Genomic DNA, 23834 nt, shown 5'->3' on the forward strand with positions numbered 1-23834 from the left:
GCCTCCGCCGCGCCGGCGCAGGCCCCGCGCCAGCCGGTCGCCGCCGAGGACGCGGCGCGCGAGGAACGGGTCAAGATGACCCGCCTGCGCCAAACCATCGCCAAGCGGCTCAAGGATGCGCAGAACACCGCCGCGATGCTGACCACCTATAACGAGGTGGACATGACCGAGGTCATGGAACTGCGCAACGCCCACAAGGACGAGTTCCAGAAGAAGCACGGCGTCAAGCTCGGCTTCATGTCCTTCTTCACCAAGGCCTGCTGCCACGCGCTGAAAGAGGTTCCCGAGGTCAACGCCGAGATCGACGGGACCGATATCGTCTACAAGAACTTCGTGCACATGGGCATCGCCACCGGCACGCCCACCGGCCTTGTCGTGCCGGTGATCCGCGACGCCGACGCCATGAGCTTCGCCGCCATCGAAAAAGCGATTGCCGAAAAAGGTGCCCGCGCCCGCGACGGCAAGCTCTCCATGTCCGAGATGCAGGGCGGGACCTTCACCATCTCCAACGGCGGGGTCTACGGCTCTCTGATGTCCTCGCCCATCCTCAACCCGCCGCAATCGGGCATCCTCGGCATGCACAAGATCCAGCAGCGCCCCATGGTCGTGAACGGCGAGATCAAGGCGCGACCGATGATGTACCTTGCACTGAGCTACGACCACCGCATCGTCGACGGCAAGGGCGCCGTGACCTTCCTCGTCCGCGTCAAGGACGCGCTGGAGGACCCGCGGCGGCTGTTGATGGATTTGTAAGACAAAGATGAGTTTCACCCGCCCTACGCCTGTTGGCTTAGGGTGGGTGCCAACCCACCGTCCATCCACGCCCCCTATCCACACCACCCCTCTCGGACAGCCCCATGACCACCCAGCTTCTCCTCCGCTACGACAGCTTCGACCGCGCCACCTACGACGCCCACGCCGAGGACCGCGCCAGTGCCGGGCTCACCCAGCTCCAGCTCTGGCGCGAGGAGACGGGCGCGCACTGGGCTCTGTTCGATGTCAACGATGCCGATCGCGCCCGCGCATGGGTGAAAAAGGAAACAGGTCTCGGCCACGGCCCCGCCGAACACCACCTGCTGGAAACGGCATGAGCCCGGAGCTTACTGCCCTCACCCTCGCCGCGCTGCTTCAGGTGGTGCAGTACGCGCTCATGGCCATCCCCGCCAACATGGAACTCGGCGTGCGCAAGACGATGTCGCCGCGCGACGCCGACCGGCTGGACAAGCCCCTGATGGATCAGCTCAGCCGCGGCACCGCCCGGCTTTACCGTGCGCTCAACAACCATTTCGAGGGTCTGATCCTGTTCACCATCGCCTGCGTGGTGGTCACGCTGTCGGGGAAATCCACGCCGTTCACCGCCGCGCTGGCCTTTACCTATCTCGGCGCGCGCGTGCTCTACGTGCCCGCCTATTACTACGGCTGGGTGCCGTGGCGTTCGCTGCTGTTCGCGGTGGGGTTCCTTGCCACCGTGCTGATGCTGCTGGTGGCGCTGTTCTGATGCGCGGTCAGTTTATCCAGACTGGCCATCCCGGCCATCGCACCGGCAGAATACCGACGTTATACTGACGCGACACCGACGCCGAAAATCGAACGAGGAGACCAAAATGGCAAGTTACGACGTGATCGTCATCGGCTCGGGCCCCGGCGGCTACGTGGCCGCCATACGCTGCGCCCAGCTGGGGCTGAAGACCGCCTGCGTCGAGGGGCGCGACACGTTGGGCGGCACCTGCCTCAACGTCGGCTGCATCCCGTCCAAGGCGCTGCTTCACGCCACGCACCAGCTTCACGAGGCCGAGGAGAACTTCGCCAAGATGGGGCTCAAGGGCAAGGCGCCGTCGGTCGACTGGAAACAGATGCTGGCCTACAAGGAAGACACCATAGGCCAGAACACCAAGGGCATCGAGTTCCTGTTCAAGAAGAACAAGATAGACTGGCTCAAAGGCTGGGGCACCATCCCCGCGGCGGGCAAGGTGCAGGTCGGTAACGAGGTGCACGAGGCCAAGAACATCATCGTCGCCACCGGCTCGGAGGCGTCCAGCGTCCCCGGCGCCGACGTGGAAATCGACGAAAAGACCGTCGTTACCTCCACCGGCGCGCTGGAGCTGTCGAAAATCCCCAAGAAGATGGTGCTGATCGGCGGCGGCGTGATCGGGCTGGAGATGGGCAGCGTCTATTCCCGCCTCGGAACCGAGGTGACGGTGGTCGAGTTCCTCGACCACATCACGCCCGGCATGGATGGCGAGGTGCAGAAGAATTTCCAGAAAATCCTCAAGAAACAGGGGCTCAATTTCGTCATGGGCGCGGCGGTGACATCCGTTGAGACGCTCAAGACCAAGGCCAAGGTCAACTATACCCTGCGCAAGGACGACAGCGCGCATCAGCTTGATGCTGACGTGGTTCTTGTCGCGACCGGGCGCAAACCGTTCACCGACGGGCTGGGACTCGACAAGCTGGGTGTCGAGATGACCAAGGGCGGCCAGATCAAGACGGACAAGCACTGGCAGACCAGCGTCAAGGGCATCTACGCCATCGGCGACGTGATCGAGGGGCCGATGCTCGCCCACAAGGCCGAGGACGAGGGCATGGCCGCCGCCGAGGTGATCGCCGGCAAGGCAGGGCACGTCAATTACGGCGTGATCCCGTCGGTCATCTATACCCACCCCGAGGTCGCCGCCGTCGGCCAGACGGAGGAAGAACTCAAGGACGCCGGGCGCGCCTACAAGGTGGGCAAGTTCGCCTTCATGGGCAACGGCCGCGCCAAGGCCAATTTCGCCGCCGACGGGTTCGTGAAGATCCTCGCCGACAAGGAAACCGACCGCATCCTCGGGGCCCACATCATCGGCCCCATGGCCGGCGACCTGATCCACGAGATATGCGTGGCGATGGAGTTCGGCGCCGCCGCCGAGGACGTCGCGCTGACCTGCCATGCCCACCCGACCTATTCCGAGGCCGTGCGCGAGGCGGCGCTTGCCTGCGGCGACGGGCCGATCCACAGCTGACGGAGCGGCGCTCAGCCCGGCAGGTAGGTCTTGATGAGCTCGCTCCGATGCCGGTAGATGCTTTCGGCATCGAAGCGTTCGCCGTCGGCATGGGCGGCCCGGATCAGCCCGGCCAGCCTGTCGCGTGCGCTGTCCAGACAGGCCACGTGCCCCGCCAGAGTAGTAGTGGCGCCGACGGGCACCAGGTGCCCGCCACCGTTCGGTCCGATCAGGTCGCGGGCATAGGCGCCATCATATCCGACGATCGGGCAGCCCGAGAACAGCGCCTCGATCAGGTTGCGCGGCGACTCTGGCGTCCGGTGGCAGAAAAGGAAGACATGCGCCTCGCGCAACGCTTCCAGCACCTCCTGCCGGTCAGAGAGGAAGCCGGGCAGCGCCACGCTGTCAGCCAGCCCGGCCTGCGCCACCCGCGCCTGCATCGCGGGCCGCTCGGCCCCGTCGCCCAGCCACGCGGCGGAAAACGCGACCCCCTTCTCGCGCAGCGCCTCCAGCACGGCCAGCCAGTCCATCGGCCCCTTCATGGGCTCCGCCCGCCCGGCATAGACGATCCTCAGCGGCCCATCCGCCGCATCGGCGATCTTGTCTTCCAGGGCCCGGTGCGGGATGTGATCCGCGCGGTCCACGAGAATGCCGTGCACAACGTGAGGCTCGCGGCTGAAGGGCGCGTAGGTGTCGAACGTCTCGCGACCGTGAAACAGCCCGAGGGTCGCGCGCCGGATCACCGCCCGTTCCAGCATGGCCATGGGCCGGTATGTCAACCTGTCGCGCAACCTGTGCCGCAACCGCCCCTCGGAGGCCGCCAACCGCGTGACCTCGGATTCGACGCGGTCGGTCCAGACGGCAAAGGGCCGCCCCATCCGGTGCGCCATGAGGCAGGAGACCGCGCCCCAGTCCCCGAAAAGCCCGCCGATGGCGAAGGAGAGGTACGCGTGCTGCTCGATGAGAGCGCGGATATCCCGCCGCGCCCGGGGCAACGCGCGCAAGAACCTGTCGGGGCGATAGGCCATGGGGAGCGGATGCAGCGTGAGCCTGTCGGCGACATCGTCGAGCACGCTCACCGGAGACCACCCCGCCGGCGGCGGGGCTTCGTTCAACGGCATCATCGCCGTCATCCGGCCGAAATTGTCGAGCCAGCGGTGCAGGCCTATGGCGGCCTGGTCCTCGACGAACAGACGGCCCTCGTGCCGGTAGAGGGGAACTGGCGCATAGATCAGCAATGCACCGTCCTTTCCCTTTGTCGCGTCGAATATCATCGGATCCCGCGTCACATTCCCTCGGCTCGCTCCCTGCCGGTCACGTATCCCGTCTTTTCGGCGAATTTACGGCGGATCCGTGCCCTTCAGGACGTATCTGGGCCGCTGTCGCGCCCCGGCGACGGCGCGACGCGCTGACGCGCGTATCAATCCGCGCGGTCGCTCACGGCCCGGCCCTCGCGCATCAACCGCTCCGAGGCGTCCTCCACCTCTTCTTCGAGCCTTGCCATGAATGCCTTTTTCTCCATGCCCGACTCTATCCGCGGCAGGAACTCCACAACCGCGAGACCGGGTTTGCGCAGGATGCCGCGGCGCGGCCAGAACAGCCCCACATTGGTCGCGGCGGGCACACAGTCCTGCCCCAACTCGTCGTAGAGAACACCGGTTCCGATCTTGTAGGGCGCCTTGACGCCGGGGGAAATGCGGGTGCCCTGCGGGTAGATGATAAGCTGGCCGGGCGCCTGCCGTCCCCTCGCCACGTCGCGCACCATCTGCTTGATCGCGGCACTTCGGCGGCCCCGGTCCACCGGCACGCAGCCGATCCGCAGCGCGTATTGCCCAAGCACCGGGGCCCACATCAGCTCGCGCTTCATTATGAACTTGGCGGCGGGAACACTGTTGAAGATCAGGATGATGTCTAGGAAGGACTGGTGCTTGGCCGCGATAACGACCTCGTCGCGGGGCGGTGTGCCGCGCACCTCGGTGCGGATGCCGACCATCCAGCCGGCCGTCCACCGCACCCACCGGCACCACGCGTGACAGGCGAACAAAGCCCCCCGCCGGCTGAAGGCCGCCCAAGGGAAGAATGCAAGCCCCATCACGGCCATCATCCCGTAGGTGCTGACCAGAAAGAGCAGCGAGCGTGCCCATTGCACCGCCCCGCTCATGGCATGTTCCGCAGCGTCTTGCGGGCGGCGATCCGCGTGGCGCCGAACGCCACGAGCGCGGCCAGAAACGGTATGACGACCGGCCACAGCCAATGCCATCCCTGGAAGCCCAGGCCGGTCAGGAAGCCGCCCTCGGGCTGGGCTTCGGGCAGGAAGGCCACGGCGAGGCCGCCAAGGGCCGTGCCGATGGCCGCGCCGGTCAGGGCCCGCAAGGTGAAACGACGCTCGAAGGCCCGCGAAATGTACGCGTCGCGCGCTCCCACCAGCCGCAGCACCCCGATGACCTGCGCGTTGGCGGCCAGCGCGGCATTGGCAGCAAGGGTGATCATCGCCGCCGTCGTTGCCCCGATCAGCAGGATCGAGGCCCAGCCGAGCATCCGCAACCGGCCCGCCGCCCTGACCAACGGCCGGCGCCATCGCGTATGATCGTCCAGAACGGCCCCCGGCGCCTCGGCGGCCAAACGCAGGCGAAGGCCCTCGGCGTCGTAACCCTCCGCCCTCTCGACCACCTGGATCAGCCGCGGGATGGGCAAGGTGTCCACCGGCAGGTCGGGCCCGAACCACGGCTCAAGCAGCGCCTGCTGCTCTTGGTCGGTCAGGGCCCGGGCCGAGGCGACCCCCTTGGTCGTCTCAAGCACCCTGAGCGCCGCCTCCGTCTGCGCGGCCATCTCGCCCTCCGGCGCCGAGATGCGCACGGTCGAACTGCGCGCCAGTTCCGCCCCCCACCTGTCGGCCAGTCGGCCGGCCGCCAGCGACAGCGCCAGCGCAAACACGGCGAGAAACGCCATCGCCCCCGCGCTGAAAAGCGTGAGCGACGCGGTGAAGCCGGTGGGCGGCACGACGCGGTCGGCCTGCGAATCGCCCGCCACGAAGCCGATGAATCCGCCGGGCGAGGCCATCACAGATCCGCCCCCGCCAGCTGAAGCCGCCTGTTGGAGATGCGCAGCACCCGCGCCTGTACATGGGTCTTGGCCGCGCGGATGAGCGCAAGGTCATGCGTGGCAATCATGATCGTCTTGCCCATCCGGTTGAGCTCGATGAGCAGGCGCAGCAGGCGCTGCGACATGTCCCAGTCGATATTGCCTGTGGGTTCGTCGGCAAGCACGACGTCGGGCGACATGATGACCGCCCGCGCCAGTGCCGCGCGCTGGCGCTCGCCGCCCGACAACTCGGGCGGCAATGCCCCGGCCCGCGCGGTCAGCCCCACCCAGCTGGTCAATTCCTTGAGGTTGGCAGACTCCGCCAGCAGGTCGCGCCCGGCCACCATCAGCGGCAGCGCGATGTTTTCCGAGACGGGCAAATGATCGAGGAACTGGCAATCCTGGTGCACCACACCGATACGGCGGCGGGCCAGAGCGATCTCGTCGCGGTCCATTCCACGCAAATCCTCGTCGAACAGGCGCACGTGCCCGGCCGTGGGCATCAATGCCCCGTAACAGAGTTTCAGAAGGGTCGTCTTGCCCGAACCGGACGGGCCGGTGAGGAAATGGAAGGACCCCGGCTGGAGCTTGAGCGCGATCTCGCTCAGCAACTCGCCCCCACCGTAATTGTAGGCCACATTGTCCAGCTCGATCAAAACCGACCTCTTCGCCAACTCGGTCTTTCATGCCTCAGTGCCGGAGTCAGTGCAACGATAACCGCCCTGATTCGCTTTGCTCTTTCGCGATGCACCCGTTACACCTAGACTTGGCCGAAACGCATCCAGGCGACGGTCGGGGGCCGGGCACACAGGCGACGGGTGACAAGATGAGGATCGTTTGCCCGAATTGCGGGGCGCAGTACGAAATCCCTGACGAGGTGATCCCGGAAACCGGGCGGGACGTTCAGTGTTCGAATTGCGGAGAGACGTGGTTCCAACCGCATCCCTCCCACCCGGCGGAACCGTCCGCCGCGCCCGAGGACGAGGCCGCATTGACCGAACAGGCCGACTGGACCGAACCGGACGACTCCATGGCCGACGAGGCCGGCACGCCCCCCCCGGAGCGACGGCAGAGACTTGCCCCCGAGGTGGCCAATGTGCTGCGCGAGGAGGCGGAGCGTGAATCCAAGGCCCGCGCCGCCGAAAGCGGCAGCGCGCTGGAGACGCAGCCCGACCTCGGACTGACCGAAGGCGACGACAAGACGAGATCGCGGCAGGCGCGGGAAAGGATGGACCGCCTGCGCGGGGCCGCGTCCACGGACGATGAGATGGCTTCGCGCGAGGACGCGCAGGGCATAGACCCCGTCTCGCGCCGGAACCTGCTGCCGGATATCGAGGAGGTCGACCCGGCGCTGTCCCGTGCCCGGCAAGAGGAAGACGACGACATGTCGGCCCGGGATGGCAGCCGGGCCGCCACACCTGCGCCGGCCCGCCCCGGCGGGTTCCGCACCGGGTTCAGGCTGGCAGTTCTACTGGCCATTCTCGCGACGGCCGCATACCTGCTGGCGCCACGGATTGCCGATGCGGTCCCCGCGCTGGAAGAGCCGCTGGCACGCTACGTCGAGGCCGTGAATTCGTGGCGCGCGGAACTGAACGGGCTTGTGGCCGACGTCGCCGCCCGTTTCGGCCCGCCCGGCGGCGGGTAACACGCCCGCACCGCTATCGCCACAACGCGACCAACACAGCCACCCCGGGAGTTCCGCGATGACCGACCATCCGATGACGCCTGTTTTCATGGCATTCTTCGCCGCGATCCTGTGGGGTATCTGGTGGGCGCCGATCCTCTTTCTGGAAACGCTCGGGCTTGGCGGGGCATGGGGCAGCGTCGCGATGAGCGCGGGGGCGGCCCTGATCGTCGGGGTGTGGATGCTCGCGACGCGCGCGCGGCTGGCCATTTCCCCGCGGGGGCTGGCCGGCGCGATCCTCGTGGGAACCGCGGTCACAACGTATTCCGCGGCGCTGATCATGGCCGACGTGGTGCGTGTGATCCTGTTGTTCTACCTCGCCCCCGCATGGGGAAAGCTGCTTGAATGGGCATTCATGGGGCAACGCTGGCACTGGGACTCGACCTTTGCCCTGGCGGCCTCGCTCAGCGGTGCTTACCTCGTGCTCGGCGGGGATGTTGCAACGATTGCCCTGGGCACGGGTGACGTGCTGGCCGTGCTTTCCGGCATGGCATGGGCGGCCGGCGCGGCGCTCGTCTTCACGGGGCCACGGCAGAGCCCCGCAACCCTGACGCTGGCGACAGCCGCCGCCGCCACGGCCCTGGGGCTTGCCTTCATCATCCTTGATCCCGTCGGCGTGTTCCGAGGACAGGTATCGGCGCCCGGAATGGCCGCGGGGGTGGCGATCGGCACGGTGTACGTCATGCCGATCATGTTTCTCACGCTATGGAGCGCGCAGCGTTTGTCTCCGGCGGTCATCAGCTTCCTGCTTACGGCCGAGATCCTGTCCGGCGTGATCTCGGGCGCGCTCTTTCTCGAAGAACCTTTCGGCATGATGCAGGCGGCGGGGGCCGGGCTGATCCTGCTTGCGGCAGTCTCGCAGGTTCTGCCCGCCATCCTGAAAACGAAAACGCCAGTCTGACCGCGGGCAGCCGCTCAGAAACGCTCCAGCAACCTTTCGAGATACTCCAGTTCGACATCGGGGCGGTCGCCCTCGCCCGAACGGCGCCGCAGCTCGTCCAGCAACTCGCGCGCGCGGCGATACACATCCTCGCCTTGCAGCATGTCGTCGCGCGTGCCGACCTCTCCGCCGCGTCCCGTGCGCCGGCCCAACGGATCGGATTGCTGCGCGCCGGGCTGGCCGCGCGCCTGCCCCTGTCCGCCCTGCGTGCGATTGTTCTCGGCGAGCGCCTCGCCAAGGTTGCGCATGCCATCCCGCAGCGCCTCCATCGCCTCGGCCTGGCGGTCGATCGCCTCGGCCAGATCGTCACCGCGCAGCGCCTCTTCCGCGCCGCGCATCGCGCGGTCGGCCCGTTCCAGCGCCTCGCGCGCGGCGTCGCCCGCTTCGCTACCGGCGCCGGGCAGGTTGCCGCGCTGGCGCTCCAACTCGCGCCTCAGCGCCTCTTGCCGGTCGGCGATAGAGCCCTGTCCCTGTGCCGTCTGGCCGTCGCCAGGCCGTTCGCCGGGCTGCGCGCCCTGCCCCTGTCCCCGGTTCTGTCCCTGCTGGTGGCTTTGCCCGCGCCCCTGTGCGCCATCGCGGCCCTCGTTCTGCCGGGACTGGCCCGAACCGGCATCAGGATTGAACTGCTCCTGCAGGTCGCGAAAAGCCTCGTCTGACAACCCCTGCTGGCCGCGCAGCGTTTCCGCCAGCCCCTCCATTGCCTGCTGTCCGGGATTCTGGCCTTGCTGACCCTGCTGGCCCTCCGTGACCCTCAGGTTTTCCATCATCTGCTGAAATTCCTGCAGCGCCTGCTCTGCCTCGGCGTAGCGCCCCTGCTCCATGAGTTCCTGAATGCGGTCCATCATCTCCTGCAGGTCCTGGCTGTTCAGGCGCTGCATGTTTTCCGAAAGCTGCCGGTCACCACCCTGTTGTTCGGCATCGCGGCGCGCCTGCTGCGACTTCTGGCGCAGGTAGTCCTGCGTGGCGTCGCGCAATTCCTGCATCAGGCGCGCGATCTCTTCCTCGCTGGCGCCGTTGCGCATCGCCTCGCTCAACCGTTCCCGCGCCTCGCGCATGCGCTCCAGGGCGTCTCCGATATCACCGTCTTCAAGCAGGATGGCCAGATCCCACATGGCCTGTGCGATCTCAGCCTGCGCCTCGTCTGTCAGGCCGTCATGCCGCGTCAGGGTTTCCAGCCGCCGCAGGATCACCCGCATGCGCAGATACGCGGCTTCCGACCGGAAAAGCCCCGGCTCGGGCCGGTGAGAAACGGCGCGCAGAACCTGCGCGACGCGCGGGGCATTCGCCTTTGCCCACAACAGGTCTCGGCGCTGCTCCACGACCGAGGCGGCCAGCGGATCGAAGAAGCGACGTGCAGGCAAGTCCATGACCTCGGGCGCGCTTCGCCCCTTGTTGCGCGCCGCGTCCTCGACCGTCAGTTCCAGCGTCACGGGAAGATGTGCCCACGGGTGCTTGGACAGGTTCTCGACCAATGTCTCGGTGAATTGCGCCCGGTCGCCGGTGATCGGCATCGGCATGTCGAGCACGATCGGCTCCCGCGGGTCCGGCGCGGCCGCCAGCCCGTGGCGGCGCTCCACCCGGTCGAGATCCAGCCGGAAGGTCGCCGTGCCCTTGACCACGCCGTAATCGTCCGACGCGCGGAAAGGCTGGCTCATCTGCCCGTCAAATGTCGTTTCGGCCCCGTCCTCGAGCAATGTCACCTCGGGGGGCCGGTCATCGACCGCCACGATGGACCAGGCCCGGCCGCCCTGCCCCTCGATTTCCAGCCGGCCGTCCGAGATCACGTCGAACCCTTGTTCGGGATCGGTCGCGGCACTGTCGCCGGGCCGCCCCGACACCGTCTCCGAAACGCCAAGCGCGCCAACCTCGCCGTAAAGGCGCACCGTCACGCGGCTGCCCTCGGGCACGCGGATCTCGCCCGTCTGGTCGTTGAGGTAGAGGCTCGGCAGGTCCGTGTAGGCTGGCGGCTCGATCCACCCCTCCCACGCCGGTCCGGTGGCGAGGTCCGGCCCGCCCGCCGGCCCCATCTGCGTGACCGATGCCACGCGCGTCACCGTTCCGAAAAGAAACGCCACCAGCAAGCATGTCAGGGCAACGTAGCGCAGGCCGAAGGGATCGCGCCTGGCGAGCCTCAGGTCCGGCTCGACCGCCCGGGCCGCGGCGGCGCGCTCGGCCATGCGGTCGAGGTGCGCCTGCCACAACAGCCGGGATGCGGGATCGGCCCCGCCGATGGCCTGTTCGTCCGACAGCGCCGACAAGGGGCGGCCGGGCAGCGCGGCATCCATGCGTGCCAGCGCGTCCTGCCGCCGCGGCCACCGCAGGTCCAGCACGCCCTTCAGGCCGAACAGCAGCGCGCCCGCCCCGGCAAGGATACCCGCGCCCCACACCCATTCGATGGCGACCATCTCGTGCAGGCCGAGGATGAGGGCCGCCGCGCAGGCGGCCAGAAGCGTCCAAAGCGGCCAGAACGCGCGCGCCAGCCGTTCCGCCAAGAGCCCCGCCCATGTCAACGCCAACGGCAGGCGAAGCCGCTCGAGAACAGGTGGTAGAGGGGGTCTTGTCGACATGCTCCCGTCCGGATCAGGGCCGCGACGCGCCCTTGCGCATCACATCCATTCAGGGATGGTATCGCGATTCAGGATTTCGTCAAAGGTCGGGCGCCGCCTGATGACCGCGAATTGATCGTCCTGCACCAGAACCTCGGGCGTGAGCGGCCGGGTATTGTACTCGCTGGACATGACCGCGCCATAGGCGCCCGCGCTGCGGAACGCCACCAGCGCCCCTTCCGCGACGGGTGGCATCATGCGCCCCCTTGCAAACGTATCGCCAGTCTCGCAAACGGGCCCCACGATGTCGTAAGGCGCCGGTTCCGCCCCGGCCGAGGGCTCCTCCACCGTCACGATATCGTGATGGGCCTCGTACATCGCCGGGCGCACGAGGTCGTTCATCGCGGCGTCGAGGATCAGGAAATCCCGGCCCTCTCCGGCCTTGTGGTAGATGACACTGGAGACGAGTATGCCGGCGTTGCCCACCACCAGCCTACCCGGCTCGATCTCGATCTCGCAGCCAAGATGCCCCACCGTGTCGCGGATCACCGCGCCGTAATCGGTGGGCAGCGGCGGGGCCTCGTTGCTGCGCGTGTAGGGAATGCCCAGCCCGCCGCCCAGATCGAGCCGCCGGATATCGTGGCCATCGGCGCGCAGCGCCCCGGTCAAGTCGGCAACTTTACCATAGGCCAGCCGAAAGGGCTCAAGATCGGTCAGCTGGCTGCCGATATGCACGTCGATTCCGACGATCTCGAGCCCCGGCAACCTGGCAGCCTGCGCATAGACTTCCCGCGCGCGGGAGATGGGAATGCCGAACTTGTTCTCTGCCTTGCCGGTGGCGATCTTGGCGTGGGTTCTGGCGTCGACGTCGGGGTTGACCCGCACCGTGATCGGGGCCGTGGCCCCCAGCGATGCGGCGACCTCGCTCAGCGCGCGCATCTCCGGCTCGCTCTCCACGTTGAACTGGCGGATGCCGCCCTCCAGCGCTTGCCGCATCTCCCCGCGTGTCTTGCCCACGCCCGAAAACACGATCCGTTCTCCGGGCACACCGGCCGCCCGCGCCCGGGCATACTCCCCGCCCGAAACCACGTCCATGCCTGCGCCGAGGTCGGCCAGCGTGCGCAGGATGGCAAGGTTGCTGGCCGCCTTCACCGCGTAGCACACGAGATGGTCCAGACCGTGCAACGCCTCGTCGAACAGGCGGAAATGCCGGGTCAGCGTGGCGGTCGAATAGCAGTAGAACGGCGTGCCGACAGCCTTGGCGATCTCGGGCACGGGCACGTCCTCGGCATGGAGAATCCCGTCGCGGTAAAGAAAGTGATCCATCTCGCCGTCCTCGTGACCGCCGGCAGGGCTCGCGCCGGTTCGGGCTTTCTTCTTGGTTCAAATACCCCTGCAGGAACGGTTCAGCCGCCGCCGCGCCTCAGGAACAGATAGAGCGGCAGGCCACAGCTGACCCCGATGAGAAAGGTTGCCGGCACCGCGAGCAGACCGGCCCAATGCCGCCGTGCCGCGCTCTCGGCCACCACCCACACTGTCAACGCCACCGCCGCGATGGTCAGGTCCCAGACCAGCCCGCTGGTGGCGGCATTGGCGTGCCATGCGTCCACCATGCCGCCGATGTCCAGACCGTTCGCGCGAAACCACGCGACGAACCAGCTCATCGGGTGCACCGCGCCCCAGACCGCCAGCGCAAGGAAAATCCACCTCACGCCCCGCCCCCCAAGCCGACGCTGAACGCCCCGGCCGTCAAGCCAAGGCCCGCCGAGCCAGTCACCCCGTGAGAGCCGATCCCGACATTGGCGTTCATCGAGGGCCGGACAGGCTCTCCATCGGCACCGCAGCCGGCCAGCGCCGCAAGCGCCGCGAGGGCATAGAGACGTTTCATCACAGAACCTCCTTCCAGCGGGCGATCTGTTCGCGCACCCTGTCGGGCGCGGTGCCGCCATAGCTCGTGCGGGATGCCACCGAATTGTGCACGCCCAACACGTTGAAGATATCCTCCGTGATCTCGGAGTCCACATCCTGCATGTCCGCGAGGCTCAGCTCGGGCAGGTCACAGCCGCGCTCCTCGGCCATCGCCACGAGGCGCCCCGTGACGTGGTGTGCCTCCCGGAACGGCCGGTCGAGCACCCGCACGAGCCAGTCTGCAAGGTCCGTGGCCGTCGAGAACCCCGCCCCCGCCGCCGACTCCAGCGCGGCGCGATCGGGCGCCATGTCGCGCACCATGCCCTCCATCGCCGCGAGGCTGAGCATGAGGTTGTCGGCTGCGTCGAAGACCTGTTCCTTGTCCTCCTGCATGTCCTTCGAATAGGCCAGCGCCAGCCCCTTCATCACCGTCATCAGCGCCACGTTGGCGCCGAATATGCGGCCCAGCTTGGCCCGGATCAGCTCTGCCGCATCGGGGTTGCGCTTTTGCGGCATGATCGACGAGCCGGTCGAGAACCGGTCCGAAAGCGCGACGAAACGGAACTGCGCCGACGACCAGATCACCAGCTCCTCGGCAAAGCGGCTCAGATGCATGGCGCAGATCGAGGCGGCGCCCAGGAACTCGAGTGCGAAATCGCGGTCACTGACGGCGTCCAGCGAATTCGCACAAGGCCGGTCGAAGCCCAACTCCCGCGCCGTCATGTCGCGGTCGATCGGAAAGGAGGTGCCGGCCAGCGCCGCCGCCCCGAGGGGGCACTCGTTCATGCGTGCCCGCGCGTCGCGCATGCGCCCGAGATCGCGCCCGAACATCTCGACATAGGCCATCATGTGATGGCCCCATGTCACCGGCTGGGCCACCTGCAGGTGGGTGAAGCCCGGCATCACCCAGTCAGCCCCGGCCTCGGCCTGCGCGAGGCAGGCGCGCATCAGCGCCTCCAGCCCGCCCGCCGCCGCGTCCAGCTGGTCACGCACCCAGAGGCGGAAATCGGTCGCCACCTGGTCATTGCGGCTGCGGCCCGTGTGCAACCGCCCGGCGGGGGCCCCGATCACTTCCTTCAGCCGCGCCTCGACGTTCATGTGGATGTCCTCGAGCGCCGGGGAAAAGTCGAACTCGCCCGCCTCGATCTCTGACAAGACCGTGAGCAGCCCTTCCCTCATCGCCTCGGCATCCCTATTACTTACGATGCCCGTGGCCGCCAGCATCGCGGCATGGGCCCGCGATCCGGCAATGTCTTGCGCCGCCAGACGCTTGTCGAACCCGATCGAGGCATTTATTGCCTCCATGATCGCATCGGGTCCGGCGGCGAAACGGCCGCCCCACATCCGGTTCGAGGTCGTGTCGGTCATGATAGCCCTTCCGGGAGGATGAATGCGCCTGAAACTCTCCACAGTGCTTTATATGGCCCTCGGCGCCGGTGCAATCGCGGCGCTGGCTTTCATCGTGCTGCCGTCGAACGAGGGGGCGCCGTCAACCCTCGACACCTCGGGGATCGAGGCATTGCGCGAGGGCGATATGCAGAAACTGGTGGTGCACGGAACGCCCAAGCCCGTCTCCTCCAGCCCGTTCGAAACCGATGGCGGGGGCAGCGGCACGCTGGCCGATTACCGCGGCAAGATCACGGTAGTGAATTTCTGGGCCACGTGGTGCGCGCCCTGCCGCGAGGAAATGCCAATGCTGTCGGAACTTCAGACCGAACTGGGCGGCAAGGATTTCGAAGTGGTGACAATCGCCACGGGCCGCAACCCGCCGCCGGCGATGAAGACGTTCTTCGACGAGATCGGCGTCGACAACCTGCCGCTCCACCGCGACCCCAAGCAGCAGATCGCGCGTGAAATGGGCGTTCTCGGTTTGCCCATCACGGTCATTCTGGACAGGTCGGGCCTGGAAATCGCACGCTTGCAGGGCGATGCGCACTGGAACTCAGACAGCGCCAAGGCGATCCTGACCACTCTCATCGCCGGCGGCGCAAAGGGCTGATCCCCGCGCCGCGCGCGGGGATCGGCTCCGTTTACCGATTGCCCGAAAGCGCCTGACCGGCTAAGCCCCGGTCATGTTCGATAATGCCGATGACATTCACCCGCTCTTCGAGGGGGCCCCGCGGACCACGGAGTTCCGCAAGCTGCGCAAACGCATCCTGCGCCAGACACGCGAGGCGTTGGAGCAGTTCGGCATGGCCGAAGCGGGTGCGAAATGGCTTGTCTGCCTGTCGGGCGGGAAAGACAGTTACACGCTGCTGGCCGTCCTGCACGAACTGAAATGGCGCGGCCTTCTGCCGGTCGAGCTTCTGGCCTGCAACCTCGACCAGGGCCAGCCCGGTTTCCCGTCCACCGTTCTGCCGGAGTTCCTCGAACGGATGGGCGTGCCCCACCGGATCGAGTATCAGGACACCTATTCCGTCGTCACCGACAAGGTGCCGCAGGGACGGACCTATTGCGCGCTGTGCTCGCGGCTGCGGCGCGGCCATCTTTATCGCATCGCGCGGGAAGAGGGGTGTTCGGCGGTCGTGCTGGGCCACCACCGCGACGACATCCTCGAGACATTCTTCATGAACCTTTTTCACGGCGGGCGGCTGGCCACCATGCCGCCCAAGCTGGTGAACGAGGAAGGCGATCTCTTCGTCTACCGCCCGCTCGCCTTCGTGGCCGAGGCGGATTGCGACCGGTTCGCCCGCGCGATGAACTACCCGATCATCCCCTGCGATCTCTGCGGCTCGCAGGACGGGCTGCAACGCCAGCAGGTCAAGCAGATCCTCGACGGCTGGGAGGCCAACAGCCCCGGCCGGCGACAGGTCATGTTCCGCGCGCTGATGAACGCGCGGCCCTCGCACCTGCTCGACCCGGCGCTGTTCGATTTCGCCGGTCTGGAACGTACGGCGCCCCGCACCGAGGCATCTGCCGACACGCCCCCGGAGCTGCGTTAACAGGATATTGAGCGGCGCTTCCTAACATGCTCCCTCTTGCAAAAACGGGGGACCATGCCGCGCCGCATCCGGACATGGATTTTCGACCTGGGCGAACGGCTCTCGCGTCTGGTCACGGGGCCGTCGGCCCTGTCGCTCCTTCCGGCAATGCTGTTGACAGCATTCCTGGCCGGGGGCGGGGCGTGGCTGTTCGTCGCCGCCGTCGCGGGGCCCGGCATGCTGGCCGCTGTCACCCTTCTGCACAGCGGGGCGATCCGGTCGGCGATCGTGCCCGTGGCAATGCGGGGGCGAGGTGATCGCGGGTCACTGGAGGCTGCGCTCGACAATGCACTCGTCGCGGCCCGGCGCAGCGGTGGCAGGACCGCCTGCATCATGCTGGAACTCGGCAATTACGCGGCCCTGCTCGACCGACATGGCGGCGGCTCCTTGCAGCCGGTGATTGACAGCGTGGCGCGGCGGCTACGCGCCAACCTGCGACGGGATGACAGTGTGTTCTACCTTGGCGGAGGACGATTCGGCATCGCGGTCGCCGCCGTCAACGCCCCCCGGTCCGTGCGGGAGATGGCAACACGCATCGCGGGTGTCGCGGCGGCCTCGGTTCCGGCGCCGGGGGGCGGTGCCGGGATGTCGGTGAGACATGGCATCGCCGTATCCAGCCCGAACCGGCGGGAAACCGGCCCCCAGCTGGCCATGCGGGCCAGCGCCGACATTGCCGACGTCACGGATGAAGGCCCATCACGGCGGCGCTGCCCGACGATCGGGCAGGGCCGGCCACTGCCGGATTCTCCTTGACCTTTGGGCCATCACTCTGTTGAACGCCACCAGACTTCTGATCAGGACAGGTGGCCGCCGGACATGGACGACCAGAACAAGAACCTCATTCTCGCGACAGCGCTGAGTTTCCTTGTGATCATGTTGTGGTTCGTGCTGTTCCCGCCGCCGGAGCCGCCGCAGGAGAGCCGGGGAACGACCGCAACCGAAACCGGCCAGCAGACGACCGCCCCCGGCACGGACGCTGGCGATATCGCGACCACCCCGACCGCATCCGACACGACCGATGGCGCGGGAACGTCCGCCGCGACGGCGGAGGCCGAACCGGACAAGGCCCCCCGCATCGCCATCGACACCCCCAAGCTCGAAGGGTCCTTGTCGCTCAAGGGCGGGCGTGTCGACCAGCTGTCCCTGAAGGGATACCGCGAAGAACTGTCGCCCGACAGCGACATCGTCACGCTGCTGTCCCCGGTGGGCAGCGATGCACCCTATTACGCCTTGTTCGGCTGGGCGCCGGGTGACGGGCTGACGCCCGACGAGGTTCCCGGCGCGAACACGCTCTGGCAGGTGGAGGGCAATGACAAGCTGACACCCGACACGCCCGTCACGCTGGTGTGGCAGAACGATACAGGTCTCACTTTCCGCCGGGATATCAGCATCGACGAAAAGCTGATGTTCACGATCACGCAGACGGTCGAGAACACCGGCGACGCGACGCGTACGCTGGCGCCCTACGGCATCCTGGCGCGGCACGGCATGCCGGAGAACCTCAAGAACTTCTTCATTCTCCACGAGGGCGCCATCCGCATGGTGGACGGCGAGCTGACCGAGACGGATTACGACGATTTCGAGCCGGCCACCGACTACGAGACCATCGGCGTCGCCGAGAACGCGTGGACCGGTTTCACCGATCACTACTGGATGACCGCGCTGATACCGGGTGCGGGGGAGGGCGTGAAGCTGTCCACCTTCCAGGATACGCGGCGCAACATCTACCAGACCACGGCCAAGCACGCGACGGTCTCGCTCGGGGCGGGCGAGACGGCGACCGCGTCTACCCGGATGTTCGCGGGCGCAAAGGAATGGGAAACGATCCGCAACTACCAGAACGAGGAAGGCGTCGCGCGGTTCCTCGACTCGATTGACTGGGGCTGGTTCTTTTTCCTGACCAAGCCCATTTTCGCCGTGCTGCACTGGATCAACGTGAGCCTCGGCGACTTGGGGATCGCGGGGTCAATGGGCTGGGCCATCATCGGCCTGACGCTTCTGATCAAGGCGCTACTTCTGCCGCTTGCCTTCAAGTCCTACGTCTCGATGGCCAAGATGAAGGAACTCCAGCCGCAGATGGAGGAGATCAAGCAGCGCGCCGGGGACGACCGCCAGAAGCTCCAACAGGAAATGATGGCGCTCTACAAGAAGGAAAAGGTGAACCCGGCCTCGGGCTGTCTGCCGATCCTCCTGCAAATCCCGATATTCTTCTCGCTCTACAAGGTGATATTCGTCACGCTGGAGCTGCGCCACGCGCCCTGGATCGGCTGGATCAGGGACCTCTCGGCGCCCGACCCGTCCTCGATATACAACCTGTTCGGCCTGCTGCCATGGGCCGCGCCGGAGCCCGGCTCGCTGCTTGCGCTCATCTTCATCGGCATCATGCCGATCCTGCTGGGCGTGTCGATGTGGCTGCAGCAGAAGCTGAACCCGGCGCCGACCGACCCGACCCAGCAGATGATATTCGCCTGGATGCCTTGGGTGTTCATGTTCATGCTGGGCAGTTTCGCCAGCGGCCTCGTGCTCTACTGGATCACCAACAACGTCATCACATTCCTCCAGCAGTACCTGATCATGCGAAGCCAAGGCTACAAGCCCGACGTTTTCGGCAACATCAAGTCCAGCTTCAAGAAGAAATCCGGGGCGGAGGACAGTTGATGGGCCTCGTTGCCGCCCTCTGGCGCTACCCCGTCAAAAGCCACGGGCGCGAAAAGCTGGAGCGGGTGACGCTGACCGAGGGGCAGACATTCCCCTGGGACCGCAGATGGGCGGTGGCGCACGAACGCTCTGGCGCCGACGGGTCGCAGTGGGTGCGCTGCGGAAATTTCTCCATTGGCACCACGGTGCCCCGGCTGGCCGGCATCGATGCGCGGCTGGACGAGGCGACCGGCATCGTTCACCTCTCGCATCCGGACCTGCCCGACCTGTCGGTGAACCCGGACACCGAGGGCGCGCGTCTCGTGGAGTGGGCCGACGCCCTGGTGCCCCGGAACAGGCCACGGCCTGCGCGCGTGATACGGGGCGCGCAGCGCGGTTTCACCGACAGCGACTATCCCTCGATCTCCATCATGAACGCGGCGTCTCACAGGGCGGTCGAAGGTCGTCTCGGCCGGTCGCTCGAACGCGAACGCTGGCGCGGCAATATCTGGCTCGACGGATTCGACCCGTGGGAAGAATTCGACTGGCTGGATCACACGCTCGCCATCGGGGGCGCCGAGTTGACCGTTCGGGAACGGATCCTGCGCTGCACGCATACGGCGGCCTCTCCTCGGACCGGTCAACGCGACACGGATACCCTCGGCCTCCTTCAGGACAACTGGGACCATCAGGATTTCGGGGTCTATGCCGAGGTCACGAAAACCGGTGACGTCGCCGTGGGCGACCCGGTGAACGTCGCCTGATGTCGCTGTCCTTCCCGATCGCGCCGGAACCTGACGATGCGGCGTCAGAAACGGGCCGCAAGCTCTTTGCCGGCCCGGTGGATTTCGTCAAGGGCGTCGTGGCGATGTCCGGCCTGCCGACGGCCGACCGCCCCGAGGTGTGCTTTGCCGGCCGTTCCAATGTCGGGAAATCCACCCTGATCAATGCCCTGACCGGGCGCAAGGCGCTGGCGCGGGCGTCGAACACGCCGGGCCGAACGCAGGAAATCAACTATTTCGCCCTTGGCGACAGTCATTACCTCGTCGATCTCCCGGGCTATGGCTATGCCAACGCCCCGCTGGCCAAGGTAGAGGCATGGCAGGCATTACTGAAACAGTACCTCTCGGGGCGGGCAACGCTGCGGCGTGCCTTTGTCCTGATCGACGCGCGGCACGGCATCAAGCCAGTGGACGAGGAGATCATGGCCCTGCTCGATGCTGCCGCGGTGACCTTTCAGTGTGTCCTGACCAAGGCGGACAAGGTCAAGGACGCCGAGCGCAACCGCGTGCTGGCACAAGTGCGCGGCAGGTTGTCCGGGCACCCGGCGGCGTTTCCCGAACTGATCGTCACGTCCAGCGAAAAAGGCGCGGGAATCGCAACACTGCGCGCCACCATTGCCGGGCTGTCGTGAGCGGCGCTAGACGTGCTGTGCGCCGTTGATCTCGATCTCGGTGCCCGAGATGTAGCCGGCTGCGCCCGAACAGAGAAAGAAAATGGTGTCGGCCACCTCTGCCGGCTCGCCCATGCGGCGCAGCGGGATGGCCTCGGCCAGTTCCTCGGTGCCCGGCGACAGGATGTCGGTGCGGATCTCGCCGGGCGCGATCGCGTTGACGCGCACGCCCATCGGACCGAAATCATGCGCCATCTCGCGCGTCAGCGCGGCCAGGGCCGCCTTGGAGGTCGCGTAGGCAGCCCCGGCAAAGGGGTGCACCCGGCTGCCGGCGATGGAGGTTACATTGACGACCGCGCCCTGCGCGCGCGCAAGTTCGTCCTTGAGGCTGCGCGCCAGCACCACCGGTGCGAAGAAATTGACGTGGAACACGTGGCCCCATGTCCGCAGGTCGGTGTTGAGGGTATCGAGCCGCCCGCCATCCTCGGCCTTGGGAGAGATGCCGGCGTTGTTCACGAGGGCATCGAGCCGCCCGTCCAGACGCTCGCGGATCACCTCTACCTTGGCGATCACGTCGTTTGGGTCTGACAGGTCGATCTGCACGTGGTTCTCTTCGCCGCCGCCCCATGGGCATTCCTTGGGAAAGGGATGGCGGGAACAGGTGATGACGCGCCAGCCCGCATCGTTGAAACGGCGCACGGTGGCGTGCCCGATGCCCCTGCTGGCCCCGGTCAATAACAAGGTCGGCGTGCCGGCCATGGCGGCTCTCCCTCTGATTGGCTGCCCCGGACCCTAGTGCATACCGGCCACGCCGCAACGGGACTTGGCAGGACCCGGCGCAAATTGTAACACGAACGTCGAATTCGCGCCCGGGACAGGTAATGAAGGCAAGCAAGATGAACCGCGACTGGATCGCCACCGCAAGAACCCTCAGCGAGGCGCTGCCCTATCTGCAGCGTTACGATGGCGCGATCGTGGTCATCAAGCTCGGTGGTCATGCCATGGGCAGCGACGAAGCGATGGAGAGCTTTGCCCGCGACGTTGTCCTGATGCGGCAAGTGGGCGTGAACCCCGTGATCGTCCACGGCGGCGGGCCGATGATCAACGAGATGCTGGAAAAGCTCCGGATAAAGTCCGATTTCGTGGGCGGCAAGCGCGTAACGGACGAGGCCACGATGGACGTCGTGGAAATGGTGTTGTCGGGGCGGGTGAACAAGCGGATCGTTCAGGCCATCGGGCGGCAGGGAGGCAAGGCGGTCGGACTGTCCGGCAAGGATGCCGGGCTGATCACCTGCGATCCCGCCGATCCCGATCTTGGCCTCGTCGGCGAGCCGTCCGAGGTGGATCCGTCGATCCTGCGCACGCTGTTCGGCGATGACACGATCCCGGTTATCGCCCCGCTCGGCAGCGGGCGCAACGGCGAGACGTTCAATATCAACGGTGACACCGCGGCGGGGGCGGTGGCCGCCGCGTTGAAGGCGGACAGGCTGTTGCTGCTGACCGACGTTGACGGCGTGAAGGATGGCGAGGGCCGGCTCATGACCGAACTGACATCCAGCCAGATCCACGGGCTGATCCGTGATGGCGTGATCGCGGGCGGGATGATTCCCAAGACCGAAACCGCGCTCAGGGCGCTGGAGGGCGGGGTGCGCGCGGTGGTCATCATCGACGGGCGCGCGCCCAACGCGGTGCTGCTGGAACTGTTCACCGAGCACGGCGCGGGCTCGCTCATTCGGGCGGGCTGAGCCTTGCGGACCTTGCAGGATCACTGCTCATGAAACTGTCCGAGATCGAACGCAAGCTGGCCGACCGCCGGCTGGCGGTCATGGGCGTGGTCAGCGACGGCGTACCAGAGGGGTTGGAGACGCTTCTGCTACTGGGTCCGCTGGAGCCGGGATTCTGGAACGCGTTTACCGCATCGCCGGAATACCGCGACGGGCGGGCCGACCCGCTTGACCGCTGGTCGGAACGGGTGATCGGGGAACTGGCGGCATCGCTCGGTGCAACAGCGCTGTTCCCGTTCGGGGGCCCGCCCTACCAGCCATTCATCCGGTGGGCGCTGGCCAGCGGGCGGGCGCATGTCTCTCCGGTCGGGTTGCTGGTTCATGACACCGCCGGGCTGATGGTGTCGTATCGCGGCGCCCTGGGGTTTGCCGAGCGGATCACGGCCCCCGCGCCGCCCCCGAACCCCTGCAAGGACTGCGCCGACCGGCCCTGCCTCGGGGCCTGCCCCGTCAATGCCTTTGCCGGCGACGGCTATGACGTCGTTGCCTGCAAGGCCGATCTCGACCGGGCAGGAAACGATTGCATGGCGCGGGGCTGCGCCGTACGCCGCGCTTGCCCGGTAAGCCGGGGCTATGGCAGGGTTGACGCTCAATCCGCATTCCACATGAGGGCCTTTCGGTGAAGCGGCTGATCCTGATGCGGCACGCCAAGTCGAGCTGGGACGATCCCGCGCTCGACGATCATGCCCGCCCGCTCAACGGGCGTGGCCGCGTGTCGGCCCGGGTCGTGGGCGATTGGCTGCGCGCAAAGGGCTACGTTCCCGATCAGGTCCTGAGCTCGGATTCCAAGCGGACGCGGGAAACCTTTGCCGGGCTCAAGATCGCCGCCGACACGAGCTTCCTGCCCGCGCTCTATCACGCGGGCCCGGACGAGATCCTGCGCGTTTTGAGGGCGGCCAGCGGGGACTGCGTGCTGGTGTTGGCGCACAATCCGGGCATCGGCTGGTTCGCGCAGAATCTCGTGACCGAGCCGCCGCCACACCCGCGTTTCTTCGATTACCCGACATGCGCGACGCTCGTCGCCGATCTCGACATCACGACATGGGCAGAGGCACGCCTCGGCGCGGCGCGGCCCATCGACTTCGTCATACCGCGCGAACTGACGGGGTGAAGCCTAACGCGGCGCGGGGCGGCCGGCCGCTCAGTGTCCGAGGATCTGGCTGAGAAACAGCTTTGTCCGCTCGCTCTTGGGGTTGTTGAAGAACTCTTCGGGCTCGTTCTGTTCCACGATCTGACCCTGGTCCATGAAGATCACGCGGTTGGCCACCTGCCGGGCGAAACCCATCTCGTGGGTGACGCAGAGCATGGTCATGCCCTCCTGCGCGAGCTCGATCATGGTGTCGAGCACCTCCTTGATCATTTCGGGGTCGAGCGCCGAGGTCGGTTCGTCGAACAGCATGATCCGCGGTTTCATGCACAGGCTCCGCGCGATGGCCACGCGCTGTTGCTGACCGCCGGAGAGCTGGCCGGGATACTTGTGGGCCTGGTCTGGGATCTTGACCTTTTCGAGGAAATGCATGGCGGTTTCCTCGGCCTCGCGCTTGGGCGTCTTGCGCACCCAGATCGGCGCGAGGGTGCAGTTCTCGAGGATGCTGAGGTGCGGGAACAGGTTGAAGTGCTGGAAAACCATCCCGACCTCTGACCGGATCTTGTCGATGTTCTTGAGATCGTTGGACAGCTCGGTTCCATCGACGATGATCTTGCCCTTCTGGTGCTCTTCCAGCGCGTTGATGCAGCGGATCAGCGTCGACTTGCCAGAGCCGGAGGGCCCGGCGATGACGATGCGCTCGCCCTTGTTCACCGTCAGGTTGATATCCCGCAGCACGTGGAATGCACCGAACCACTTGTCCATCCCGACGATCTCGACCGCCACCTCGTCCGAGACGGTCATTTCCGTCGGGA

General features: G+C 66.8%; 26 protein-coding genes. 15 read left to right on the top strand and 11 right to left on the bottom strand.

Annotated features, from left to right (window positions below; genetic code table 11):
- The 4 genes from odhB to lpdA form a co-directional block, all read left to right on the top strand.
- Window positions 1–753, top strand: a 753-nt coding sequence (gene odhB, locus ACH13J_RS14760) for a 2-oxoglutarate dehydrogenase complex dihydrolipoyllysine-residue succinyltransferase (RefSeq protein WP_397544114.1), incomplete at its 5' end; no start/stop codon positions are given.
- A 104-nt stretch (window positions 754–857) separates the two neighbouring features.
- Window positions 858–1091: a hypothetical protein gene (locus ACH13J_RS14765; RefSeq protein WP_397544115.1), complete on the top strand. Its 234-nt coding sequence runs from the start codon at window positions 858–860 to the stop codon at window positions 1089–1091.
- On the top strand, window positions 1088–1498 hold the full coding sequence (locus ACH13J_RS14770) for an MAPEG family protein (protein ID WP_397544116.1): 411 nt from the start codon (window positions 1088–1090) through the stop codon (window positions 1496–1498). Before ACH13J_RS14765 ends, ACH13J_RS14770 begins: the two co-directional genes overlap by 4 nt.
- A gap of 106 nt (window positions 1499–1604) precedes the next feature.
- Window positions 1605–2999: a dihydrolipoyl dehydrogenase gene (gene lpdA / locus ACH13J_RS14775; protein ID WP_397544117.1), complete on the top strand. Its 1395-nt coding sequence runs from the start codon at window positions 1605–1607 to the stop codon at window positions 2997–2999.
- 11 nt (window positions 3000–3010) lie between these two features.
- Here the strand turns inward: lpdA and ACH13J_RS14780 are convergent, their stop codons facing one another.
- The 4 genes from ACH13J_RS14780 to ACH13J_RS14795 form a co-directional block, all read right to left on the bottom strand.
- The gene (locus ACH13J_RS14780; protein ID WP_397544118.1) at window positions 3011–4252 is read right to left on the bottom strand and encodes a glycosyltransferase; all 1242 of its coding nucleotides are present in this window, start codon (window positions 4250–4252) and stop codon (window positions 3011–3013) included.
- Between the two features lie 146 nt (window positions 4253–4398).
- Window positions 4399–5139, bottom strand: coding sequence for a 1-acyl-sn-glycerol-3-phosphate acyltransferase (locus ACH13J_RS14785; RefSeq protein WP_397544119.1), 741 nt, complete (start codon window positions 5137–5139; stop codon window positions 4399–4401).
- Window positions 5136–6038, bottom strand: a complete 903-nt coding sequence (locus ACH13J_RS14790; protein ID WP_397544120.1) for an FtsX-like permease family protein — start codon at window positions 6036–6038, stop codon at window positions 5136–5138. Before ACH13J_RS14790 ends, ACH13J_RS14785 begins: the two co-directional genes overlap by 4 nt.
- Window positions 6038–6715 (bottom strand): ATP-binding cassette domain-containing protein, encoded by a 678-nt coding sequence (locus ACH13J_RS14795; protein ID WP_397544121.1) that lies wholly within the window; start codon window positions 6713–6715, stop codon window positions 6038–6040. Before ACH13J_RS14795 ends, ACH13J_RS14790 begins: the two co-directional genes overlap by 1 nt.
- A 170-nt stretch (window positions 6716–6885) precedes the next feature.
- Here ACH13J_RS14795 and ACH13J_RS14800 point away from each other — a divergent pair, with 170 nt between their 5' ends.
- Both ACH13J_RS14800 and ACH13J_RS14805 read left to right on the top strand, forming a co-directional pair.
- Window positions 6886–7704, top strand: a complete 819-nt coding sequence (locus ACH13J_RS14800) for a zinc-ribbon domain-containing protein (RefSeq protein WP_397544122.1) — start codon at window positions 6886–6888, stop codon at window positions 7702–7704.
- A gap of 58 nt (window positions 7705–7762) precedes the next feature.
- Window positions 7763–8644, top strand: coding sequence for an EamA family transporter (locus tag ACH13J_RS14805; RefSeq protein WP_397544123.1), 882 nt, complete (start codon window positions 7763–7765; stop codon window positions 8642–8644).
- A gap of 14 nt (window positions 8645–8658) precedes the next feature.
- Here the strand turns inward: ACH13J_RS14805 and ACH13J_RS14810 are convergent, their stop codons facing one another.
- From ACH13J_RS14810 to argH, 5 genes are all read right to left on the bottom strand, one after another.
- Window positions 8659–11250: a TIGR02302 family protein gene (locus ACH13J_RS14810; protein WP_397544124.1), complete on the bottom strand. Its 2592-nt coding sequence runs from the start codon at window positions 11248–11250 to the stop codon at window positions 8659–8661.
- Window positions 11251–11289: 39 nt separating this feature from the next.
- Window positions 11290–12555, bottom strand: a complete 1266-nt coding sequence (gene lysA, locus ACH13J_RS14815) for a diaminopimelate decarboxylase (RefSeq protein WP_397544125.1) — start codon at window positions 12553–12555, stop codon at window positions 11290–11292.
- Between the two features lie 80 nt (window positions 12556–12635).
- Window positions 12636–12941, bottom strand: coding sequence for a DUF2834 domain-containing protein (locus ACH13J_RS14820; protein ID WP_397544126.1), 306 nt, complete (start codon window positions 12939–12941; stop codon window positions 12636–12638).
- Window positions 12938–13117: an argininosuccinate lyase gene (locus ACH13J_RS14825; protein ID WP_397544127.1), complete on the bottom strand. Its 180-nt coding sequence runs from the start codon at window positions 13115–13117 to the stop codon at window positions 12938–12940. Before ACH13J_RS14825 ends, ACH13J_RS14820 begins: the two co-directional genes overlap by 4 nt.
- Window positions 13117–14505: an argininosuccinate lyase gene (gene argH / locus ACH13J_RS14830; protein WP_397544128.1), complete on the bottom strand. Its 1389-nt coding sequence runs from the start codon at window positions 14503–14505 to the stop codon at window positions 13117–13119. The genes ACH13J_RS14825 and argH overlap by 1 nt, the downstream gene beginning before the upstream one ends.
- A gap of 22 nt (window positions 14506–14527) precedes the next feature.
- Here argH and ACH13J_RS14835 point away from each other — a divergent pair, with 22 nt between their 5' ends.
- From ACH13J_RS14835 to yihA, 6 genes are all read left to right on the top strand, one after another.
- Entirely contained in the window at window positions 14528–15136 is a 609-nt protein-coding gene (locus ACH13J_RS14835) for a redoxin domain-containing protein (RefSeq protein WP_397544129.1), read from the top strand.
- A gap of 73 nt (window positions 15137–15209) precedes the next feature.
- Window positions 15210–16079 carry a tRNA 2-thiocytidine(32) synthetase TtcA gene (gene ttcA, locus ACH13J_RS14840; protein WP_397544130.1) on the top strand — a complete coding sequence of 290 codons (870 nt, stop codon included), beginning with the start codon at window positions 15210–15212 and terminating at the stop codon, window positions 16077–16079.
- 54 nt (window positions 16080–16133) lie between these two features.
- Window positions 16134–16871 carry a diguanylate cyclase domain-containing protein gene (locus tag ACH13J_RS14845; RefSeq protein ID WP_397544131.1) on the top strand — a complete coding sequence of 246 codons (738 nt, stop codon included), beginning with the start codon at window positions 16134–16136 and terminating at the stop codon, window positions 16869–16871.
- 63 nt (window positions 16872–16934) lie between these two features.
- Entirely contained in the window at window positions 16935–18776 is a 1842-nt protein-coding gene (gene yidC, locus ACH13J_RS14850) for a membrane protein insertase YidC (protein ID WP_397544132.1), read from the top strand.
- Window positions 18776–19519 (top strand): MOSC domain-containing protein, encoded by a 744-nt coding sequence (locus ACH13J_RS14855; protein ID WP_397544133.1) that lies wholly within the window; start codon window positions 18776–18778, stop codon window positions 19517–19519. The genes yidC and ACH13J_RS14855 overlap by 1 nt, the downstream gene beginning before the upstream one ends.
- Window positions 19519–20169 (top strand): ribosome biogenesis GTP-binding protein YihA/YsxC, encoded by a 651-nt coding sequence (gene yihA / locus ACH13J_RS14860; RefSeq protein ID WP_397544134.1) that lies wholly within the window; start codon window positions 19519–19521, stop codon window positions 20167–20169. The genes ACH13J_RS14855 and yihA overlap by 1 nt, the downstream gene beginning before the upstream one ends.
- Before the next feature lie 6 nt (window positions 20170–20175).
- Here the strand turns inward: yihA and ACH13J_RS14865 are convergent, their stop codons facing one another.
- A complete protein-coding gene (locus tag ACH13J_RS14865; protein WP_397544135.1) occupies window positions 20176–20907 on the bottom strand; it encodes an SDR family oxidoreductase in 732 nt (243 codons plus the stop codon).
- A gap of 122 nt (window positions 20908–21029) precedes the next feature.
- Between ACH13J_RS14865 and argB the strand changes: the two genes are divergently transcribed.
- From argB to ACH13J_RS14880, 3 genes are read left to right on the top strand one after another with little or no spacing between them, the layout of a single operon-like run.
- Window positions 21030–21893 carry an acetylglutamate kinase gene (argB, locus tag ACH13J_RS14870; protein ID WP_397544136.1) on the top strand — a complete coding sequence of 288 codons (864 nt, stop codon included), beginning with the start codon at window positions 21030–21032 and terminating at the stop codon, window positions 21891–21893.
- A gap of 29 nt (window positions 21894–21922) precedes the next feature.
- Complete coding sequence (locus ACH13J_RS14875; RefSeq protein WP_397544137.1) at window positions 21923–22555, top strand: ferredoxin; 633 nt, start codon at window positions 21923–21925, stop codon at window positions 22553–22555.
- 14 nt (window positions 22556–22569) lie between these two features.
- On the top strand, window positions 22570–23043 hold the full coding sequence (locus tag ACH13J_RS14880; protein WP_397544147.1) for a histidine phosphatase family protein: 474 nt from the start codon (window positions 22570–22572) through the stop codon (window positions 23041–23043).
- 30 nt (window positions 23044–23073) lie between these two features.
- Here the strand turns inward: ACH13J_RS14880 and ACH13J_RS14885 are convergent, their stop codons facing one another.
- Window positions 23074–23823, bottom strand: a complete 750-nt coding sequence (locus ACH13J_RS14885) for an ATP-binding cassette domain-containing protein (RefSeq protein WP_397544148.1) — start codon at window positions 23821–23823, stop codon at window positions 23074–23076.
- Between the last annotated feature and the right edge of the window lie 11 nt (window positions 23824–23834).

Source organism: Roseovarius salis, from assembly GCF_044472985.1.
GTDB classification, from domain to species: domain Bacteria; phylum Pseudomonadota; class Alphaproteobacteria; order Rhodobacterales; family Rhodobacteraceae; genus Roseovarius; species Roseovarius salis.

Bases quoted from the DNA above. Each gene is read 5' to 3' on its own strand.
- ACH13J_RS14765 (WP_397544115.1), top strand. From the start codon at position 858: ATGACCACCCAGCTTCTCCTCCGCTACGACAGCTTCGACCGCGCCACC.
- ACH13J_RS14770 (WP_397544116.1), top strand. From the start codon at position 1,088: ATGAGCCCGGAGCTTACTGCCCTCACCCTCGCCGCGCTGCTTCAGGTG.
- lpdA (WP_397544117.1), top strand. From the start codon at position 1,605: ATGGCAAGTTACGACGTGATCGTCATCGGCTCGGGCCCCGGCGGCTAC.
- ACH13J_RS14780 (WP_397544118.1), bottom strand. From the start codon at position 4,252: ATGATATTCGACGCGACAAAGGGAAAGGACGGTGCATTGCTGATCTAT.
- ACH13J_RS14785 (WP_397544119.1), bottom strand. From the start codon at position 5,139: ATGAGCGGGGCGGTGCAATGGGCACGCTCGCTGCTCTTTCTGGTCAGC.
- ACH13J_RS14790 (WP_397544120.1), bottom strand. From the start codon at position 6,038: ATGGCCTCGCCCGGCGGATTCATCGGCTTCGTGGCGGGCGATTCGCAG.
- ACH13J_RS14800 (WP_397544122.1), top strand. From the start codon at position 6,886: ATGAGGATCGTTTGCCCGAATTGCGGGGCGCAGTACGAAATCCCTGAC.
- ACH13J_RS14805 (WP_397544123.1), top strand. From the start codon at position 7,763: ATGACCGACCATCCGATGACGCCTGTTTTCATGGCATTCTTCGCCGCG.
- ACH13J_RS14810 (WP_397544124.1), bottom strand. From the start codon at position 11,250: ATGTCGACAAGACCCCCTCTACCACCTGTTCTCGAGCGGCTTCGCCTG.
- lysA (WP_397544125.1), bottom strand. From the start codon at position 12,555: ATGGATCACTTTCTTTACCGCGACGGGATTCTCCATGCCGAGGACGTG.
- ACH13J_RS14825 (WP_397544127.1), bottom strand. From the start codon at position 13,117: ATGAAACGTCTCTATGCCCTCGCGGCGCTTGCGGCGCTGGCCGGCTGC.
- argH (WP_397544128.1), bottom strand. From the start codon at position 14,505: ATGACCGACACGACCTCGAACCGGATGTGGGGCGGCCGTTTCGCCGCC.
- ACH13J_RS14835 (WP_397544129.1), top strand. From the start codon at position 14,528: ATGCGCCTGAAACTCTCCACAGTGCTTTATATGGCCCTCGGCGCCGGT.
- ttcA (WP_397544130.1), top strand. From the start codon at position 15,210: ATGTTCGATAATGCCGATGACATTCACCCGCTCTTCGAGGGGGCCCCG.
- ACH13J_RS14845 (WP_397544131.1), top strand. From the start codon at position 16,134: ATGCCGCGCCGCATCCGGACATGGATTTTCGACCTGGGCGAACGGCTC.
- yidC (WP_397544132.1), top strand. From the start codon at position 16,935: ATGGACGACCAGAACAAGAACCTCATTCTCGCGACAGCGCTGAGTTTC.
- ACH13J_RS14855 (WP_397544133.1), top strand. From the start codon at position 18,776: ATGGGCCTCGTTGCCGCCCTCTGGCGCTACCCCGTCAAAAGCCACGGG.
- yihA (WP_397544134.1), top strand. From the start codon at position 19,519: ATGTCGCTGTCCTTCCCGATCGCGCCGGAACCTGACGATGCGGCGTCA.
- ACH13J_RS14865 (WP_397544135.1), bottom strand. From the start codon at position 20,907: ATGGCCGGCACGCCGACCTTGTTATTGACCGGGGCCAGCAGGGGCATC.
- argB (WP_397544136.1), top strand. From the start codon at position 21,030: ATGAAGGCAAGCAAGATGAACCGCGACTGGATCGCCACCGCAAGAACC.
- ACH13J_RS14875 (WP_397544137.1), top strand. From the start codon at position 21,923: ATGAAACTGTCCGAGATCGAACGCAAGCTGGCCGACCGCCGGCTGGCG.
- ACH13J_RS14880 (WP_397544147.1), top strand. From the start codon at position 22,570: ATGCGGCACGCCAAGTCGAGCTGGGACGATCCCGCGCTCGACGATCAT.
- ACH13J_RS14885 (WP_397544148.1), bottom strand. From the start codon at position 23,823: ATGACCGTCTCGGACGAGGTGGCGGTCGAGATCGTCGGGATGGACAAG.